Here is an 18240-nt window from a genome sequence, read left to right as displayed (position 1 = left end):
AGAGGATAAGGGATCGCGCCGGGAAATGGTGGTACTTCGGGCGAGTACTTCGGCGAGCACCGCGGGCGAGCGCCGTGCCGCCGCCCGCCGACCGCTCAGCCCGTCGCTTGCGGGTAGCGCGCGCCCGGCGGCGGCTCCGGACGCGTCGCCGGCACCGTCTTGCGGATTTTCGCGACCTGCGCGGCCGTGACCGGCGCGCCGGCGTTGCCCCAGCTCGTGCGCACGAACGTGACGACGTCGGCCACGTCCTCGTCCGACAACCGCCAGCCGAACGCCGGCATCGTGAACGTCGACGGCGCGGTGAGCGTGCCCTGCAGCGCGGCGCCCTCGAGCACGACGTGGATCAGCGACGCCGGATCGGCGTCCTGCACGACCGGGTTGCCGCCGAGCGCCGGAAACACGCGCGTGTAGCCGCGCCCGTCGCTGCGGTGGCAGGCCATGCAGTTGTCGCGGTAGACCGCCGCGCCCCGCGCGCTCGCGTCGCCCGCGCGCAGCGCCTGCGCGACGGCCGCATCGTACTGGTACGGCGCGCCGTCCGGATTGCGCGGCGCGAGCGTCTTCAGGTAGCGCGCGATCGCGGCCAGATCCTCGTCGGTCATGTGCTGCATGCTGTGGACGACCACATCGGTCATCCCGCCGAACGCGGCCGTATGCAGCGTGCGGCCCGTCTTCAGGAACTGCACGATCGATGTGTCGGTCCAGCCGCCGAGCCCGGTGCGCTGCTCGCCGCGCAGGCTCGTCGGCACCCAGCCGTCGACCGCCGCGCCGCCCGCCAGATAGTCGGGGCCATCCGCGTCGGTCAGCGCGCGTTCCTGCATCGTCGGCGCGCGCGGCGTGTGGCACGCGCCGCAGTGGCCGAGCCCCTGCACCAGATACGCGCCGCGCGCGACGATCGCATCCGGGTACGCGCTCGCATCGAACGGCTTCGGCGCCGGCGCGTACAGCTTGCGCCAGATCGCGAGCGGCCAGCGCATCGACAGCGGCCAGACGATGTCGACCCTGCGGTTCGCCTGATGCACCGGCGCGACGCCGCGCATGAAGTACGCATACAGCGCCTTCACGTCGTCGCCGGTCAGCCGCGCGTACGACGGATACGGCATCGCCGGATACATCGTGTCGCCGTCCTTGCGCATGCCCGAGCGCAGCGCGCGGTCGAAGTCGTCGAGCGTCCACTGGCCGATCCCGGTGTCCGGATCGGGCGTGATGTTCGTCGAATAGATCCCGCCGATCGGCGTCGCGAACTTCAGGCCGCCCGCGAACGGCTTGCCGCCCGCCGAGGTATGGCACGCGATGCAGTCGCCCGCGCGCGCGAGGTATTCGCCGCGCGCGACGAGCGGGTCGGACGCAGACGCGGCAGGCACGGCAGGCACGGCAAGCGCAGCTAGCGCAGCAGGTACGGCAGGCACGGTGCCGGATGCCGCGACCGCCGCCGACGCCGCGGCTGCCCCGAATGCAGCCGCCGCCGCGAGCCCGACCGCCGCGCATGCGATCGCGCGCGACACCCGTCGCGCACGCGCGGCGCACGCGATGCCTGTCACGATCGTCTTCATGCGCTCACCAGCGGAGCGGGATGTTTCAGGTACTGCTCGCGGATCGCGCGCGCCGACCAGTACGCGAGCGCCGCCGCGAGCCCCGTCGGGTTGTAGCCGATCCCCTGCGGGAACGCGGACGCGCCCATCACGAACACGTTGTGCACGTCCCAGCACTGCAGGTAGCGATTCAGCACGCTCGTCTTCGGATCCATCCCCATCACCGCGCCGCCGACGAGGTGCGTCGTCTGATAGCGGCGCGTGTCGAAGCGCGCGCCGAACTCGCGCGTATAGACGCCGATCGCCTTCGGCCCCATCGCCTGCGCGATCTTCTTCATCTGGTCAGTCACGTAGTGCGCCATTTTGATGTCGTTGTCCTTCCAGTCGAACGTCATCCGCAGCAATGGCTGGCCGTACGCGTCGCGATAGGTCGGATCGAGATCGAGATAGACGTCGCGGTAGACCATGTTCGTGCCGTGCGCGTCCATCGAGATCGTGTGCGCGTAGTGGTCCTTGACCGCCTTCTTCCACGCGCTGCCCCACGCGGGCGTGCCGGCCGGCGTCGCGATCCCGCTGATCGGCTTCACGCCCGCCTGGTTCACCCACATCGGCGAGCCGCCGACGAAGCCGAGCGGGCCGTGGTCGAAGTTGTCCGCGTTGAAGTCGTCGACCGCGACGCCGTTGCCGCCCGCGCCGACGAACGGGTTCGTGTACACGTCCTTGTCGAAGAACGCGGTGATCGTCGACAGGTTCTGGTACGCGAAGTTGCGCCCGACGACGCCTTCGCCCGACACCGGGTCGTACGGCTTGCCGATGCCCGACAGCAGCAGCAGGTGCACGTTGTGATACTGGAACGCGGCGACGATCACGAGATCGGCCGGCTGCGCGATCTCGCGCCCCGACGGATCGACGTACGTGACGCCGGTCGCACGCGTCTTCGTGTCGTCGAGATCGACGCGCAGCACGTGGCACTTCGTGCGCAGCTCGAAGTTCGGCGTCTGTTTCAGCGCGGGCAGGATGTTCAGGTTCGGCGACGCCTTCGAGTACATGTAGCACGCGTAGCCGCTGCAGAAACCGCAGAAGTTGCACGGGCCCATCTGCACCCCGTACGGGTTCGTATACGGCCCCGACGTGTTCGCGGACGGCAGCCGGTACGGATGCAGTCCGATCGACTTCGCGGCGTCGTAAAAGCGCTGCGCGGAATACGTGTTCAGTTGCGCGGGCAACGGGAAGCCGTCGCTGCGGTTCGCCTCGAACACGTTGCCGTCGCCGACGATCCGGTCGTTGACCTTGTACGCCTGGCCCGACGTGCCGAACACCTTCTCCGCGAAATCGAAGTACGGCTCGAGCTCGTCGTAGCGGACGCCGCTGTCCTGGATCGTCATCCCTTCGGGGATGAACTTCTTCCCGTAGCGCTCCTCGTAATGGCTGCGCAGCCGCAGCTCCTCGGGCGCGATGCGGAAATGCACGCCGGACCAGTGCAGCCCCGCGCCGCCGACGCCCTCGCCCGGCAGGAACGCCGCGAGCTGGCGGTACGGCAGCGCGGTGTCGGCGCTCGTGTGGCGGATCGACACGGTTGTCTTCGACAGGTCGAGGAACAGCTTCTTGCGGATGTTGTACGTGAGTTCGTCGATCGTGTTCGGATACGCGCCGTCCGGATACGTGTCGCGATACTCGCCGCGCTCGAGCGCGACGACCTTCAGCCCCGCTTCGGTCAGTTCCTTCGCGAGGATCGCGCCGGTCCAGCCGAAGCCGACGATCACCGCATCGACGGGCGGCTTCTTCTGCGCGGCCATCAGCTGCGCTCCCCGTTGATCGACACCGGCCCGTACGGATACGGCTTGCCGTTCTGGTTGACGAAATCCATGAAGTCCGCGCGCGCGCCGGGAAAGCCGATCATCTTCCACGCGGCCATCCCGCGATTTCCGCCATGGACCGGATCGCAGAAATAGCCTTCGTGCGTGTTCTGCAGCAGTTGCGCGAAGAACACGGCCGGCGGCACGTCGTCGATCGGCGCGCCGCCCTTCTCCAGCGCGCCGAGCACCTGGTCGCGCGTCCCCGCGTCGAGGCTCGCGAATGCGCTGCCGTGGGTCTTCTCGCAGAAGCGGTCGACGGCCGCGATACCGAGCCGGTACAGGTCGCGCGGCACGAGCTTCAGCTGGTAGCCGAGCTCGGGCACACCTTGCTGGAACGGCCCCTGCATGTACCAGGTCGCGCCGTGCGCGTATGGCGTGTCCATCTGCCGGTCGATGAATTCGGGCACGCCGGCTTCGAGCGCGCCCGGCCCTTCGGCGTCGGCGGGAATCAGCCGGTCGACCGCGGCCTGCACGAACGCCCATTCCTTCGCGTCGAAGAACGCCGGCTTGTAGTCGCGCGCTTCAGCGGGCGCGCTGGCCGACGATGACGCCGACGACGGCGCGCCGCCGGCGGACGGGGAAGCATGCCGGTCGCAGCCGGCGAGCGACGCGATCGGCACGAGCGCGACCGACGTGCGAAGGAACTGGCGGCGCGAACTCGGTTTTTCGGGGGGCGTGGTCATAGTCGGATGATGATCGTTGGGACCGCTCCGGGCGCCGCGGGATACGACGGATTCACCGTCGTGACCCTTTATACGTTAATCGTTGCTCCGGCAAACGGCAAGCGCAGCGGCGCGGCCGTCGATCTACCGTGATCCCGCCCTTGACTTCCATCGGCGCGCTATTACGCTTCTTTCATCCTCGATTCCCGCTATCGAAGCGCGGCGCGGGCCATGTCGCCCCACCCCGCCGCGCCCGCCGGAGCGCTCGCGAAAACGGGATGACGCGCCGCCCGGAACGCGCCGCGCCCGACAACAACAATGACGCGTGGAGGTGACCCATGCTGGTCGGCGTGCCGAAGGAGATCAAGAACCATGAATACCGCGTCGGCCTGACGCCCGCCGGCGCGCGCGAACTCGCGCGACACGGCCATCAGGTGCTCGTGCAGCGCACGGCCGGCACCGCGATCGGCCTGCCGGACGACGACTACGCGGCCGCGGGCGCGACGCTGTGCGACACCGCGGCCGACGTCTATGCGCAGGCGGACATGATCGTGAAGGTCAAGGAGCCGCAGCCGGCCGAGTGCGCGATGCTGCGGCGCGGCCAGATTCTCTACGCGTACCTGCATCTCGCGCCCGATCCGAAGCAGGCGGCCGCGCTCGTGAAGTCCGGCGCGGTGTGCATCGCGTACGAGACCGTCACCGGCCCCGGCGGCGGCCTGCCGCTGCTCGCGCCGATGAGCGAGGTCGCCGGGCGGATGTCGGTGCAGGTCGCCGCCGCGCATCTCGAAAGCCCCGCCGGCGGGATGGGCCTGCTGCTGGCCGGCGTGCCCGGCGTCGCGGCCGCGCACGTGGTCGTGCTCGGCGCGGGCGTCGTCGGCACGCACGCGCTGCAGATCGCGGTCGGGATGGGCGCGCGCGTGACCGCGATCGACCGCAACGTCGGCCGGCTGCGCGAGCTCGACCTGATCTTCGGCAACCGGATCACGACGCTGTGCTCGAGCGCGCACACGGTCGAGCAGTCGGTGCTCGACGCCGACGCGGTGATCGGCGCGGTGCTGATCCCGGGCGCGTCGGCGCCGCGCCTCGTCACGCGCGAGATGATCGCGAGGATGCGCAACGGCGCGGTCGTCGTCGACGTCGCGATCGATCAGGGCGGCTGCTTCGAGACGTCGCATCCGACCACGCACGCGAAGCCGACCTACGTCGTCGACGGCGTCGTCCACTACTGCGTGGCGAACATGCCGGGCGCGGTCGCGCGCACGTCGACGTTCGCGCTCGGCAACGCGACGATCGGCCATGCGCTCGCGCTCGCCGACCAGGGCTGGAAACGCGCGCTCGCCGACGACCCGCATCTGCGCCGCGGCCTGAACGTCTGCGACGGGCACATCACGCACGAGGCCGTCGCGCTCGCGCTCGGGCAGCCGTATCTGCCGGCGGAGCAACTGCTCGCGCCGGCGCAGGCTTAGGCGCTGTCCGCATCCATCCGCCGCACGAGCGCGTCGAGCGCCGGCGACATCGCGACGTCGACCGGCGCCGCGTCCGTCAGCGCGCGCGAGCGCGCCGGCAGCGTCGCGAGCTCCCGCGCCGCATGCGCGCGGCTCGCGTCGAGCGACGGCGCCGCGAGCCGCCTGCCGTCGATCATCGCGGGCGCGAGCAGCGCGTCGCCGTCCGCGTGCTCGCCGTCGAGCGCGACACAGTCGCCCGCGATGCAACCGTTCGCGTCGCGGCGGCGGAACACCTGCTTGCGGCCCGGCCACGTCGCCTTCCCCTCCGAGCGCTTGCGGCGCGGCACACCCGCGTATTCGACGAGCTTGTACGCGCAGTCGAGATACGGCGCGTCCGCCGACGTGTTCATCCGCGTGCCGACGCCGAAGCCGTCGATCGGCGCGTGCCGGTCGAGCAGATCGCGCAGCGCATATTCGTCGAGATTGCCGCTCGCGAAGATCGTCGCGTGCGCCAGGCCGCCCGCGTCGAGGATCGCGCGCACGCGCGTCGCATGCTCGGCCAGATCGCCGCTGTCGATCCGCACGCCCTTGATCGCGATCCCGTCGCGCGCGAGCCGGCGCGCGACGTCGACGACGATTCGCGCCGCGCGCTCGGTGTCGTACGTGTCGAGCAGCAGCACCGCGTTGTCCGGCTGCGCGCGCGCGAAATGCTCGAACGCGCGCGCTTCGTCGCCGTGCGCCTGCACGTACGCATGCGCGATCGTGCCGAACATCGGGATGCCGTAGCGCAGTCCCGCGAGCACGGTCGCGGTGCCGGAGAAGCCGGCCAGATAGCTCGAGCGCGCGGACAGCAGCCCCGCTTCCGCGCCGTGCGCGCGTCGCAGCCCGAAATCGACGAGCAACCGCCCCGGCGCCGCGAGCACCGCGCGCGCGGCCTTGCTCGCCGCGAGCGTCGCGTAGTGCAGCAGATTCATCACGCGGCTCTCGACGAGTTGCGCCTCGCGCAGCGGCGCGGTGATCCGTACGATCGGCTCGTCGGCGAAGCAGACGGTGCCTTCCGGCATCGCGTGCACGGTGCCGGTGAAGCGCAGGTCCGCGAGCGACGCGAGGAAATCGTCGCGAAAGCGCCCGGTCCGCGCGAGCCTGTCGAGGTCGGCCGCGCCGAAGCGCAGCCGTTCGAGATAGTCGAGCACCGGCGCGAGCCCCGCGGCCATCAGGAAGTTGCGCGCCGGCGGCAGCGCGCGCACGAAGAACTCGAAGCTCGCGGGCGCGTTCATCGTGGCGTCGAAGTACGCCTGCAGCATCGTCAGCTCGTACAGATCGGTGAGCAGCACGCCGCCGTCGCCACAATCGCCGCCGTCGTCGCCGAAATCACGCACGGTCATCGCGCTTCCTCCGCGTGGCTTGGCGTGGCGTCTCCGACATCGTACGCCGCTGCGCCGCGCGCGTACCGCCCCCGAAAAGCCGCCGCGTCGCGTGCGTCGCTCGACACGCGTGCCGTGCGCTATAGCGACGAGCGCGGCATCGTCGCGTAGTAGCGCTCGTGGCGCTGCTGGCAGTGTGCGCAGCGCTCGGCGGTCGGCCGCACGAGCAGGCGCGCATAGTCGATCGGCATGTCGCAGTCCGCGCACTGGCCGTAGCTGTCGACACGCATGCGTTGCAACGCACGCTCGACCGCACGCAGTTCCGTGAGTTTCAGGCCGATCAGCGCATGATCGACGTCGACGAACAGGTCCGCGTTCGCCTCGTCCCCTTCGTCCGGCGACGCGCCCGCGAGATTCGCATACGATTCGTCCGCACGATGGCGCTCGCTCGCGTGGATCTCCGCGCGCAGCGTGCGCTCGCTGTCGTCCAGACGCTGGTGAAGCGTCTGCAACTGCCGTTCGTCGAGCGTCGTCATCGCCACTCCTTTCGCGGATCGCCGGGTCGCACCGCAAGCAACCATCGTACGCCGTTGCCGGCGCAATGGCGATGGGCGCCGGCGCGCGCTTACCGCACGCCGCGCACGCCGTGCCGGATCGCACGGCCGGTCGGCGCCGACGTGCTCGCGCCGCCGTGCTCGCGCCGACGGTCACGCGCCGACGGTCACGCGCGGCGGCCGCGTCGGCGCGCGCGCACGGTATCCGCGTCGCCGCGCGGCCGCGCATCGAGCGCGTCGAGCCGGGCAAGCAGCGCTTTCACGAGCATCGCCGCGCGGCCGTTGTCCGGCTGCTTGCGCCGCAATGCATCGACGCGCGCCCGCCAGTACGCGGTCTGCAGCACGACGGTCGACGACGCGGCGCGCGCGCCGGGATCGAGTTCGCCGAGCTGCCCGATCATCGCGTCGATGTGGCGCAACTCCAGTTCGTCCTCTTCGCTCCATGTCATCGCGTTCCCCCGGTCCGGCGCTCGCTCATCGCTCCAGTGTACGAGCGGCGTTCGACAGCGCTGTGATCCCGGGCACACGCCGCGCGCGTTCGTTCGCCCGCGGGCGATTCGTCACACGGTTCGCCGCCGGCGCGCGACCGCGACATCAGAATGCCTGCGCGAACCGGTCGAACGTGTCGGCGACGATCCCGGTCAGCCGCGCGGCGAGCGGCGTCGGCTTCGCGCCCGCGCGCGTGACGATCCCGAACCGGCCGCCCCGGCCGCCGAGCGGCGGCGCAATCCCGATCTCCCGCAGCTTGCCGTCGCGCAACTCGCTCCACACCACCGGACGGCTCGCGAGCAGCACCGCGTCGCTGCGCATCGTCGCGAGCACGATGTCCTCGAGGCTGTCGCTCTCCATCGTGATCCGCGTCGCGAAGCTGACCTTCAGCGCCGACGCGCGCTGCAGATTCGATAGCGCGAACGGCGACAGGCTCGTGCTCGCGATCGGATAGCGCGTCAGCGTGTTCAGCGACACGGCCTGCTCCGGCGGCAGCGGATGATCGATCCGGCAGAAGAATCCGACCGGCCATTCGGGCAGCGGACGGATTTCGAGGTTGCCACGATCCTCGAGCACGTCGAGCGGCGCGATGTCCGCGCAGAAGAAGTCGAGCAGCCCGTCGTTCAGCATCGCGAGCAGCCGCTCGGTCGCGCCACGGCGGATCCGCACGTGCGAGCCGTCGACGAGCCGGCTGCCTTCCTCGAGCAGTCGCGCGGCCAGCAGCCGCGCCGGCGTCGCGCCGAGGCCGACCGTCACTTCGCCGTAGCCGCCCTGCGTCATGTGGTGCAGCTCGTCGCGCATCTGCACCGCGTCGAACAGCATCCGCCGCGCGCGCGCGACGACGGTCTGCCCGTACGGCGTGATCTGCACGCCGTGCGCGTCGCGCTCGAACAGCGCGACGCCGAGCTCGTCCTCGAGCGCGCGGATGCTGCGCGAAAACGCCGGCTGGCTCAGATTGACCTGCTCGCACGCACGGCCGAAATGCAGCGTGTCGGCGAGCGCGACCACGTGCTGAAGTTTGCGGATGTCCATCGAAGCGTCCTGTGCAAAAGCACGTGCGGCGGGTGATGCGGCCTATTATGCGTGAGTTGCATCGTCAACCGGATAATTTCGCATTGGATTGCATCATTTCGTGTGGCTACGATCATCGCGCCCCGCCCATCCCGTTCGAAAGGAGACACCCGATGAGCACCCTCGCGCCCGCCGCGCTGGCCGATCTGACCGTCGACACACTGAAGGGCCACGTCGATGCCCTGCGCGACGACGTCGTCGCGATGCTGTCGCGCCTCGTCGCCTATCCGTCGCTGCGCGGCGCGGAAGGCCCCGCGCAGACGTACATGCGCGAGGTCTTCGCGTCGCTCGGCCTCGAGATCGACGCGTTCGAGATCGACGTCGACGAAATCGCGAAGCATCCCGGCTACTCGCCGGCGCTCGACGATTACGCGGGCCGTCCGAACGTCGTCGGCATCCATCGGCCGAAGCACGGCACGCACGGCCGCTCGCTGATCCTGAACGGCCACATCGACGTCGTGCCGGTCGGCGACGAAACGCTGTGGGCCCGAGCGCCGTTCGCGCCGGCCGTCGTCGACGGCCGCCTGTACGGCCGCGGCTCCGGCGACATGAAGGCCGGCATCGTCGCGTACACGATGGCGTTCCGGCTGCTGCGCGAGCTCGGCTACGAGCCGGCCGCGCCCGTCTACCTGCAGTCGGTGATCGAGGAGGAATGCACGGGCAACGGCGCGCTCGCGTGCCTCGTGCGCGGCTACGAAGCCGACGCGGCGATCATTCCGGAGCCGACCGACGGCACGATCATGGACGCGCAGGCCGGCGTCGCGTGGCTCGAGCTCGACGTCAGCGGCCTGCCCGCGCACGCGGCGACCGCGACCAAGGGCTGCAGCGCGATCGAGTTCGTCTGGTATCTGTACCAGGCGATCAAGCGGCTCGAGGCGAAATGGAACGAGCCGTGCTGCCGCCATCACCGGTTCGCGGACATGCATCATCCGATCAACTTCAACCTCGGCGTGATCAACGGCGGCGAATGGGCGTCGTCGGTCGCGACGCGCTGCCACGCGGAAATCCGGATCGGCTACTACCCGGGGATGACCGCCGACATCGCGATCGACGCGGTCAAGACCGCGATCGGCGAAGCGTTCGACGCGCATCCGAACCGGCACGCGTTCCGCTGGTCGGTCACGAACCGGGGCTTCAAGTCCGACGGCTTCGCGCTCGACCGCGACATCCCGCTGATCCGCACGCTGCGCGAATGCCACGCGGACGTCACCGACGCGCCCGCCGAGTTCGTCGCGTTCGCGGGTACGACCGACGCGAAGTTCTTCAACCTGTACGGCACGACGCCCGCGCTCTGCTACGGCCCGGCGGGCCAGAACATCCACGGGATCGATGAATCCGTGGCGATTGGCGACGTGCTGCAGGTGACGACCGTGATCGCGTGGTTCATCGCGCGCTGGTGCGGGCTGAACCGGATCGAATGACGCGCACGTTTTCCGCATACGCATCCTCACGCCCGCCCCGCTCGGCCCCGGCGACTTCGCGCGTCGACGGTTGAGCGCGCCGTGCCCCCCCGCCGACGGGGCAGACCGGCCGATTTCGTCCGGCTACATTTTTCAGTTCAATACGAAGCCGCCCGCCAGGGACGGCCCCTCAATCTATGGAGAATCGGAGACACCATGTCTGAATCGGCCGACCTGATCATCACCCATGCGGACATTCGGACCATGGACAGCCGGCAGCCTCGCGCGGAAGCCGTCGCGATACGCGACGGGCGCATCGTCGCCGTGGGTAGCAACGAGGACGTCGAACGCCTCGCGAACGCGGGCACGCGCCGGATCGATGCGCAAGGGCGTCTGCTGCTGCCGGGGTTGCAGGACACGCACGTTCACTTCCAGCTGAGCAGCGCGGACCTTTACCACAACGCATCGCTTTACGACGTGGCCACGGTCGACGAGTTGCTCGCGCGCATCCGCGCGTTCGCGGAGCAGCATCCGAACAAGCCGTGGATCCGCGGCGTCGGCTTTTCGCCGAGCATCTTCGGGCCGGACGTGCTCACGAAGGAGCGCCTCGACAGCGTGACGGGCGGGCGCCCGGCGCTGATCTTCGCGACCGATTATCACAACGGCTGGGCGAACAGCGCGGCGTTCGAGATCGCCGGCGTGAAGCCGGGCAGCCCCGACCCCGAGAACGGCAGCTACGTGCGCCTGCCGGACGGCAGCCCGAAGGGCTGGCTCGTCGAGGACGCGATCTGGGCGATGAACCGCGTCGCGCCCGGCTATACGAGCGACGAATACCTGGAGGCGATGAGGCATTACAGCAAGGAATTCAATCGCCGCGGGATCACCGGCGTGCTGGATGCGATGGTCAATCGCAACTACATGCAGAACTATCAGGCGTCGTACGAGCGCGGCGACCTGACCGTCCGCGTGCGCGCGACGTCGAAGATCTTCGCGCACAAGCCGCTCGACGAGCAGGTCGCGGAGCTGATCGATCTGCGCCGCACCTATCACGGCGACCGCGTGTCGCTGCATTCGGCGAAGTTCTTCCTCGACGGCGTGCTCGAAAATGGCACCGCGGCGCTGATCGAGCCGCGCGCCGATACCGGCGGCAATGCGGAGCTGATGTTCACGCAGGCGCAGATCGACGAATACTTCGCCGCGTTCGACCGCGAAAAATTTCAGATTCACGTGCACACGATCGGCGACGGCGCGGTGCGCGCGGCGGTCGACGGCATCGAGCACGCGATGCGCCAGAACGGCAAGTGGGACTCGCGCCATCAGCTTGCGCACCTGCAGGTGGTGAATCCGGCGGACATTCCGCGCTTCAGGTCGCTCGGCATTCTCGCGAATTTCCAGACGCTGTGGGCGCAGCCGCACGAAGAAGCCGACGCGATCATGAACGCGATGCTCGGGCCCGAGCGGGCCTGCTGGGCCTATCCGATCGGCGAGTTCATCCGCCAGGGCGTCACGTGCATGGTCAGCAGCGACTGGGGCGTGACGACCTACGATCCATTCCAGATTCTGCAAACCGCGGTCACGCGGCAGAAGCTGGACGCGCGCGAAACGGATCCCGCGCATACGCCGCAGCACCGGATCGGCATCGACGACGCACTGCGCGGCTACACGATCAACGCCGCGCATGCCGCGTGGCGCGAAGACTGCACCGGCAGTGTCAGCGTCGGCAAATACGCGGACCTGATCGTGCTCGATCGCAATCTGTACGACATCTCGCCTTACGAGATCGCCGGCACGCAGGTGCTGCTCACGCTGCTCGGCGGCGAGGAAGTGCACCGCGATCCGGGGTTCGACGGTTGAGGATGGGTGGCAGAGCGTCGACTCGCTCCGGCTACGCGAGCTGGCGTCGCGCCCGCCTGCTGCGGCGTTCTGTCGCCGGCCGCATTCTTGAGACCCTCGGGAAATCCCGGTAGCATCTGCCGCACCGGCCCCAGCGCCGCGCGCGACGCTGGCACGGGCCTTCTCACGGGAGTCTCAATGAAAGCCATCCGATTGCATCAGCCCGCCGGGCTCGACTGCCTGACCGTCGCCGACCTCCCCGACCCCGGCCAGCCCGGCCCCGGCGAAATCCGCGTGCGGCTCCATGCGAGCTCGCTGAACTTCCACGATCTCGCGGTCGTGTTCGGCTACATCCGCACCGAAGACGGCCGGATTCCGATGTCCGATGGCGCCGGTGTCGTCGAAGCGGTCGGGCCCGGCGTGACCGAGTTCGCGGCCGGCGATTCGGTCGTGTCGACGTTCTTCCCGCAATGGCTCGACGGCGAGCCGTCAACCCCGGTCGGCAGCTTCGCGCTCACGCCGGGCGACGGCGTCGACGGCTATGCGCGCGAAGCGGTCGTCGCCGCGGCCACCGCGTTCACGCATGTGCCGCGCGGCTACAGCCACGCGGAAGCGGCAACGCTGACGACGGCCGGACTGACCGCGTGGCGCGCGCTCGTCGTCAGCGGCGGGCTGAAGGCCGGCGATACCGTGCTCGTGCTCGGCACCGGCGGCGTGTCGATTTTCGCGCTGCAGTTCGCGAAGGCGATGGGCGCGACGGTGATCGTCACGTCGTCGTCCGACGACAAGCTCGAACGCGCGCGCACGCTCGGCGCGGATCATCTGGTCAATTACAGGCGCCATCCGGAATGGGCGCGCAACGTGCTCGAGATCACGAACGGCCGCGGTGTCGATCACGTCGTCGAGGTCGGCGGGCCGGGCACGCTCGCGCAGTCGGTCAGGGCGGTGCGGGTCGGCGGACACGTCGCGGTGATCGGCGTGCTGACCGGCGTCGAAGGGCCGATCAGCACGCAGGCGTTGCTGTCGCGCCAGGTGCGGTTGCACGGGCTCGGCGTCGGCAGCCGGCGCCATCAGATCGACATGGTGCGCGCGCTCGACACGCTGCCGCTGCGGCCGGTGATCGACCGCACGTTCGCGCTCGACGATATCGCCGACGCGTTCCGCTTCCAGCAGGCCGGCCAGCATTTCGGCAAGATCGCGCTGACGATCTGAAATCAAAAGGCCGTCTCACCCCCGGACGGCCGCATTCCGCTCGAACCGCCGGCGCTCGACGACCGCGTGCGCGCCCTCGCGCATCATCAGCGTCCCGACGACGCCGATCAGCGACGCGAACACGACATATCCGGCAGGCGCGGCCGGCGAGCCGGTCGCATGGGTCAGCCACGTGACGATGAACGGCGCGAAACCGCCGAACAGCATCACCGCGAAGTTATAGCCGAACGCGATCCCGGTCGAGCGCGTGCGGGTGGTGAATTGCTCGGCGAGCGCGCTCGGCGCGGGACCGAACGAGATGCCGATGAACACGCACAGCGTGATCTGCATCACCGCAAGACGCCCGATGCTCGGCGCGGCGGCGAGCCACGAGAATAGCGGATAGATCGTCAGCATCAGCACGAGAATGCTGCCGAGCAGCACGGGACGGCGCCCGATGCGATCCGACAGCGCGGCCGACAACGGATTCATCAGCGTCAGCAGCGCAACCGCGATCATCTGCACCTTGAACACTTCATGAAGCGGCAGCCCGAACTGGCTATGCACGAAGCCCGGCATGTTCACCAGCATCACGTAGAACGCGGCGGTGCCGGCAATGGTCATCGTGATCGACACGAACACGCCTCGGCCATTGTCGCGCAGCGCCTGCGCCAGGCTGACGGGCGCCGGCCCGGCCTCGCGGCTCGCTTCGCGGAACGCTTCGGTTTCCTCCATGTGCCGACGGATCCACAGCCCGACCGGACCGATCAGCAAGCCGATCGCGAACGGCACGCGCCAGCCCCAGCCGTCGACGGCCGACGCCGGCAGCCCCTGCGTGATGATCGCGCCCATGCCCGCGCCGCAGAACACCGCGAGGCACTGGCCGATCATCTGCCACGAGCCGTACAGGCCGCGCTTGTGCGGCGGCGCGACTTCGACGAGAAACGACGTCGAACTCGCATATTCGCCGCCCGTCGCGAAGCCTTGCAGCAGGCGCGCGATCAGGATCATCGCCGGCGCGGCCGGGCCGATCACCGCGTACGGCGGCGCGACCGCGATCAGCGCGATCGCGATCGTCATCAGCAGGATGATCAACTGCATCGCGGCCTTGCGGCCCTTGCGGTCCGCATAGAGCCCGAGCACGATGCCACCGATCGGACGCATGAAGAAGCCGACGCCGAACGTCGCGAGCGACATCAACAGCGATGCGTACTGGCTGTCGGCGGGAAAGAACAGCTTCGCGATGATGCCGGAGAAGAAGCCGTAGACGATGAAGTCGTACCACTCGAGGGCGTTGCCGACGACCGCGGCGGCGACCTGTCGGTTGCGAGAGATTCCACTAGAGCCAGCGTGCATGTTGTTTCTCCTACGGCCTCCGGAAGCGGCGCGTCCGCGCATCGCCGATGCAGCCGGGATCGCGTTCGCAGCCGTGCAGCCATTTATATTGATGCGGCCGCGCCCGATGGAACGCGCGCCGCCGCGCGGCTCGCGCCACGCGTGTCTCCCGCCGGCATTCGCCGGGCGTCGACTGATGATAGGTAGGTAGAATCGGCGCATCAATTACGCTGACGATGCAAGCATTAGCCTCCGATTAAATGTTCGCGGCCCGCCCGGCCGCCCTGCTCCGGCCCCGATCGCCCGACGCGCGTGGCTTTCGGGGCGACGCGGCCCGGCCGGATGCGGGTTGCGGCGTTACGTCGGAAGTAACGAAGCGGGGAACGAACGCGGCAGGATTCGCGTGCTGTCCCCGTCGGCGCGGTCGGCGCGGGATCGCGGGGCTTTCAGTCCGCTTGTCGCCGAATGCGGTTCTCAGGCAGAATTTCCGCCACTTTGCATCCGGCCGCCTCCCCATGCGCTATCGCGTCAACGAAGAGATCACCTTCCGCAAGCTCGAGGTCCTCCTCGCGTTCATGGCAGCCGGCAGTCTGGCCAAGGCGGCCGAGGCGCTGGACGTCAGCACCGTCAGCGTGCACCGCGCGCTGCACTCGCTGGAGGAAGGGATGCGCTGCGCGCTGTTTCGTCACGAGGGGCGCAACCTGATTCCGACCGACGCCGCGCAGGTGCTGGCCGAAGTCGCGAGCGACGTGATCAAGACGATGACCGACGGCGTGCGCGCGACGCGCGAGGCCGCCGGCTATGGCGCCGAGCAGCTCAAGATCGGCTCGCTCTACTCGCTGACGATCCGCGCGGTGCCGGAGGTCGTGATCGGCCTGAAGGGCCGGCGCCCCGATCTGCAGGCCGAGCTCGTGCTCGGCTCGAACGCCGATCTGCTCGACAAGCTCAAGCATGGCACGATCGACGCGGCGCTGATGGCGGTGCCGCCGCCGGACCCCGAGATCGAATCGCTCACGCTGTTCGAGGATCGGATCTTCTTCGCGGCGCCGGTCGGCTCCGCGTACGGGCAATACGACGCGATCGACCTGCGCCAGTGCCGCGACGAGCCGTTCGTGTCGCTCGCCGAAGGCTTCGCGACGTCGCAGGGCTTCGCCGATGCGTTCCGGATCGCCGACTTCTCGCCGAACGTCGCGATGAAGGTCAGCGACATCTTCTCCCTGATCAATCTCGTCAGCGGCGGTGTCGGCTATGCGCTGCTGCCGGGGCGCGTGCGCGACCTGTTCGCGCACAAGATCATGCTGATCCCGCTATCCGCGCAGTACGACGTGCGCCAGACGATCGGACTCAGCTTCCTGCACCGCCGCGAGCGCGATCCGAATCTGCTTGCGCTCGCCACGGTCTGCCGGCTCACGATCCAGGACCGGCACGTCAGGTGACATGTCGATGATGGCCTGCCGCCGCGCGCCCCGCCCGTTCGCGCGGCACGGTTATTCCGGAAACGGCAGGCTCGTCTGCCCTTGCGCGCGCATCCCGAACACGTTCAGCGTCATCGCGACGAGCGCATAGTAACCGAGCAGCCCGACGAGGTTGATCGTGACTTCGTGCCCGAAACGCTCGACCGTCTTCGCGTACGTCGCGTCCGACACGCGCTTCGCGTCGTACAGCTCGGTCGCGAAATCGTGGATCAGCGCGTCGTCCGGATCGGCGAACGCCGGGCGCCGGCCCGCGCGGATCGCGTCGGCATCCTCGGGCTGCACGCCCGCTTCCAGCGCGATCGGATGGTGAATGTGCCACTCCGCCTGTGCGTGCCAGCGCGATGCGGTCACGAGGATCGCAAGCTCGGACAGTCGCAGCGGCAACCCCGTGCGGTAGCGGCAGAACGCGCCGAGCCGCTGCGCGTGCTGCGCAAGCTCCGGGCTGTGGATCCAGCCCAGAAACGGCCCGTTCAGGTTGCCGCGCGGGCCGGACAGGATTTCGTCGAGCACGGCCTTCTGCTCGTCGGTCGCGCGTGACATGTCGAATGAAGGCAGACGGTCGGTCATCGGTCGGTCTCGTGAAATCGTGAAAGAAAGGGTTGGCGGAACGGCTCAGCGTGCGCCGGCCGCGACGAGCGCGCCGTCGATCGCGCTTTCGATCGAGTCAGCCAGGCGATCGACGATCCGCTCGATGTCGGCCGCCGTGCAGATGAACGGCGGCGCGAGCAGCACATGATCGCCGATCGCGCCGTTCACCGTGCCGCCCATCGGATAGACCATCAGCCCGCGCTGCATCGCTTCGCGCTTGATCGCCGCATGCAGCTTCAGCTGCGGATCGAACGGCGCTTTCGTCGCGCGATCCTGCACGAGCTCGACGCCGACGAACAACCCGCGCCCGCGCACGTCGCCGACATGCGGATCGGCCGCGTAGCGCTCGCGCAGCAGCGCGCGAAGCTGCTCGCCGCGCGCGCGCACGTTCGGCAGCAGATCGTCGTCGGCGATCACGCGCTGCACTTCGAGCGCCGCCGCGCAAGCGATCGCGTGGCCGAGATACGTATGCCCGTGCTGGAAGAACCCGGATCCGCCGACGATCGCATCGTAGATCCGGTCGCTGACGAGCGTCGCGCCGATCGGCTGGTAGCCGGCGCCGAGCCCCTTCGCGATCGTCAGCAGATCGGGCGCGACACCGTCTTCCTCGCACGCGAACAGATAGCCGGTGCGCCCCATCCCGGACATGATTTCGTCGAGGATCAGCAACACGCCATACTTGTCGCAGACCGCGCGGATCTTCCGGAAATACTCGCGCACCGGCGGCACCGCGCCCGCGGTCGCGCCGACGACCGTCTCCGCGACGAACGCCGCGACGGTCCGCGGGCCGAGTTCGAGAATCTTCTGCTCGAGTTCGTCGGCGAGGCGCTGCGCGAACGCTTCCTCGGTCTCGTCGGCGCGCTGCTCGCGATACGCGTAGCACGGGCTCACGTGATGCGCGTCGATCAGCAGCGGCAGGAACGGCTCGCGCCGCCATGCGTTGCCGCCGATCGCGAGCGCGCCGAGCGTGTTGCCGTGATAGCTCTGCCGCCGCGCGATCAGGTGGCGCCGCTGCGGCTCGCCGATCTCGACGAAATACTGGCGCGCGAGCTTCAGCGCCGCCTCGATCGCCTCCGATCCGCCGGACACGAAATACACGTGGCCGAGCCCCGGCGGCGCGCTTCGAACCAGGCGATCGGCGAGTTCCTCCGCGACCTGCGTCGTGAAAAACGACGTATGCGCATACGGCAGCTGCTGCGCCTGGCGCTTGATCGCGTCGATCACGCGCGCGTTGCTGTGCCCGAGACACGACACGGCCGCACCGCCGCTCGCATCGATGTAGCGCTTGCCGGCGGCGTCGATGATCTCGATGCCGTCGCCGGCGACGGCGACCGGCAGCGACTGCTTCGGCATCCGGTGAAAGACTGTGGTGGTCATGCGATTCTCCTGAGCGTGGCGGCATGAACGTTTCGTTTCGCTTCGTCGGCGGCCGCGCGATCAATCAACAC

General features: G+C 69.1%; 15 protein-coding genes. 5 read left to right on the top strand and 10 right to left on the bottom strand.

All coding sequences use genetic code 11. The features are described from left to right. Nucleotides 1–95: 95 nt before the first annotated feature. The 3 genes from HZI36_RS02465 to HZI36_RS02455 are packed head-to-tail and all read right to left on the bottom strand — an operon-like array spanning nt 96 to nt 4068. On the bottom strand, nt 96–1550 hold the full coding sequence (locus tag HZI36_RS02465; protein ID WP_179401006.1) for a c-type cytochrome: 1455 nt from the start codon (nt 1548–1550) through the stop codon (nt 96–98). Continuing rightward, the gene (locus tag HZI36_RS02460) at nt 1547–3325 is read right to left on the bottom strand and encodes a GMC family oxidoreductase (protein WP_179401005.1); all 1779 of its coding nucleotides are present in this window, start codon (nt 3323–3325) and stop codon (nt 1547–1549) included. Before HZI36_RS02460 ends, HZI36_RS02465 begins: the two co-directional genes overlap by 4 nt. Continuing rightward, on the bottom strand, nt 3325–4068 hold the full coding sequence (locus HZI36_RS02455) for a gluconate 2-dehydrogenase subunit 3 family protein (protein WP_179401004.1): 744 nt from the start codon (nt 4066–4068) through the stop codon (nt 3325–3327). Before HZI36_RS02455 ends, HZI36_RS02460 begins: the two co-directional genes overlap by 1 nt. Before the next feature lie 317 nt (nt 4069–4385). On the opposite strand from HZI36_RS02455, the gene ald reads away from it, so the two are divergent. After that, the gene (ald, locus tag HZI36_RS02450; protein ID WP_179401003.1) at nt 4386–5513 is read left to right on the top strand and encodes an alanine dehydrogenase; all 1128 of its coding nucleotides are present in this window, start codon (nt 4386–4388) and stop codon (nt 5511–5513) included. Here the strand turns inward: ald and HZI36_RS02445 are convergent. The 4 genes from HZI36_RS02445 to HZI36_RS02430 form a co-directional block, all read right to left on the bottom strand. Next, nucleotides 5510–6877, bottom strand: a complete 1368-nt coding sequence (locus tag HZI36_RS02445; RefSeq protein ID WP_179401002.1) for a nicotinate phosphoribosyltransferase — start codon at nt 6875–6877, stop codon at nt 5510–5512. The two genes, ald and HZI36_RS02445, sit on opposite strands and share 4 nt — an antisense overlap. A gap of 119 nt (nt 6878–6996) precedes the next feature. Then, nucleotides 6997–7392, bottom strand: a complete 396-nt coding sequence (locus HZI36_RS02440; RefSeq protein ID WP_179401001.1) for a TraR/DksA family transcriptional regulator — start codon at nt 7390–7392, stop codon at nt 6997–6999. Nucleotides 7393–7577: 185 nt separating this feature from the next. Beyond that, nucleotides 7578–7859 (bottom strand): hypothetical protein, encoded by a 282-nt coding sequence (locus HZI36_RS02435; protein WP_179401000.1) that lies wholly within the window; start codon nt 7857–7859, stop codon nt 7578–7580. Between the two features lie 145 nt (nt 7860–8004). Next, on the bottom strand, nt 8005–8931 hold the full coding sequence (locus HZI36_RS02430) for a LysR family transcriptional regulator (protein WP_179400999.1): 927 nt from the start codon (nt 8929–8931) through the stop codon (nt 8005–8007). Between the two features lie 152 nt (nt 8932–9083). Between HZI36_RS02430 and HZI36_RS02425 the strand changes: the two genes are divergently transcribed. From HZI36_RS02425 to HZI36_RS02415, 3 genes are all read left to right on the top strand, one after another. Beyond that, nucleotides 9084–10391: an ArgE/DapE family deacylase gene (locus HZI36_RS02425; RefSeq protein WP_179400998.1), complete on the top strand. Its 1308-nt coding sequence runs from the start codon at nt 9084–9086 to the stop codon at nt 10389–10391. A 195-nt stretch (nt 10392–10586) separates the two neighbouring features. Next, the gene (locus HZI36_RS02420; protein ID WP_179400997.1) at nt 10587–12224 is read left to right on the top strand and encodes an amidohydrolase; all 1638 of its coding nucleotides are present in this window, start codon (nt 10587–10589) and stop codon (nt 12222–12224) included. Between the two features lie 177 nt (nt 12225–12401). Then, nucleotides 12402–13415: a zinc-dependent alcohol dehydrogenase family protein gene (locus HZI36_RS02415; protein ID WP_179400996.1), complete on the top strand. Its 1014-nt coding sequence runs from the start codon at nt 12402–12404 to the stop codon at nt 13413–13415. Between the two features lie 15 nt (nt 13416–13430). Here the strand turns inward: HZI36_RS02415 and HZI36_RS02410 are convergent, their stop codons facing one another. Continuing rightward, entirely contained in the window at nt 13431–14750 is a 1320-nt protein-coding gene (locus tag HZI36_RS02410) for a citrate-proton symporter (protein WP_179400995.1), read from the bottom strand. 494 nt (nt 14751–15244) lie between these two features. On the opposite strand from HZI36_RS02410, the gene HZI36_RS02405 reads away from it, so the two are divergent. Further along, nucleotides 15245–16165 (top strand): LysR family transcriptional regulator, encoded by a 921-nt coding sequence (locus HZI36_RS02405; protein ID WP_179400994.1) that lies wholly within the window; start codon nt 15245–15247, stop codon nt 16163–16165. A 51-nt stretch (nt 16166–16216) separates the two neighbouring features. On the opposite strand, the gene HZI36_RS02400 is transcribed toward HZI36_RS02405, so the two are convergent. Continuing rightward, entirely contained in the window at nt 16217–16771 is a 555-nt protein-coding gene (locus HZI36_RS02400; protein ID WP_179400993.1) for a carboxymuconolactone decarboxylase family protein, read from the bottom strand. Nucleotides 16772–16816: 45 nt separating this feature from the next. Further along, complete coding sequence (locus tag HZI36_RS02395) at nt 16817–18169, bottom strand: aspartate aminotransferase family protein (protein ID WP_179400992.1); 1353 nt, start codon at nt 18167–18169, stop codon at nt 16817–16819. Nucleotides 18170–18240: the final 71 nt, after the last annotated feature.

Origin of the sequence: Burkholderia guangdongensis (assembly GCF_013403875.1) — a bacterium.
Classification (GTDB): domain Bacteria; phylum Pseudomonadota; class Gammaproteobacteria; order Burkholderiales; family Burkholderiaceae; genus Burkholderia; species Burkholderia guangdongensis.
This window is presented reverse-complemented; position numbering and strand designations above follow the sequence as displayed.

What these genes read in the sequence shown, in the direction of transcription:
- HZI36_RS02425 (WP_179400998.1), top strand. Translation starts at nt 9,084, where the DNA reads ATGAGCACCCTCGCGCCCGCCGCGCTGGCCGATCTGACCGTCGACACA.
- HZI36_RS02395 (WP_179400992.1), bottom strand. Translation starts at nt 18,169, where the DNA reads ATGACCACCACAGTCTTTCACCGGATGCCGAAGCAGTCGCTGCCGGTC.
- HZI36_RS02400 (WP_179400993.1), bottom strand. Translation starts at nt 16,771, where the DNA reads ATGACCGACCGTCTGCCTTCATTCGACATGTCACGCGCGACCGACGAG.
- HZI36_RS02405 (WP_179400994.1), top strand. Translation starts at nt 15,245, where the DNA reads ATGCGCTATCGCGTCAACGAAGAGATCACCTTCCGCAAGCTCGAGGTC.
- HZI36_RS02415 (WP_179400996.1), top strand. Translation starts at nt 12,402, where the DNA reads ATGAAAGCCATCCGATTGCATCAGCCCGCCGGGCTCGACTGCCTGACC.
- HZI36_RS02445 (WP_179401002.1), bottom strand. Translation starts at nt 6,877, where the DNA reads ATGACCGTGCGTGATTTCGGCGACGACGGCGGCGATTGTGGCGACGGC.
- HZI36_RS02430 (WP_179400999.1), bottom strand. Translation starts at nt 8,931, where the DNA reads ATGGACATCCGCAAACTTCAGCACGTGGTCGCGCTCGCCGACACGCTG.
- HZI36_RS02460 (WP_179401005.1), bottom strand. Translation starts at nt 3,325, where the DNA reads ATGGCCGCGCAGAAGAAGCCGCCCGTCGATGCGGTGATCGTCGGCTTC.
- HZI36_RS02410 (WP_179400995.1), bottom strand. Translation starts at nt 14,750, where the DNA reads ATGCACGCTGGCTCTAGTGGAATCTCTCGCAACCGACAGGTCGCCGCC.
- HZI36_RS02435 (WP_179401000.1), bottom strand. Translation starts at nt 7,859, where the DNA reads ATGACATGGAGCGAAGAGGACGAACTGGAGTTGCGCCACATCGACGCG.
- HZI36_RS02440 (WP_179401001.1), bottom strand. Translation starts at nt 7,392, where the DNA reads ATGACGACGCTCGACGAACGGCAGTTGCAGACGCTTCACCAGCGTCTG.
- HZI36_RS02455 (WP_179401004.1), bottom strand. Translation starts at nt 4,068, where the DNA reads ATGACCACGCCCCCCGAAAAACCGAGTTCGCGCCGCCAGTTCCTTCGC.
- ald (WP_179401003.1), top strand. Translation starts at nt 4,386, where the DNA reads ATGCTGGTCGGCGTGCCGAAGGAGATCAAGAACCATGAATACCGCGTC.
- HZI36_RS02465 (WP_179401006.1), bottom strand. Translation starts at nt 1,550, where the DNA reads ATGAAGACGATCGTGACAGGCATCGCGTGCGCCGCGCGTGCGCGACGG.
- HZI36_RS02420 (WP_179400997.1), top strand. Translation starts at nt 10,587, where the DNA reads ATGTCTGAATCGGCCGACCTGATCATCACCCATGCGGACATTCGGACC.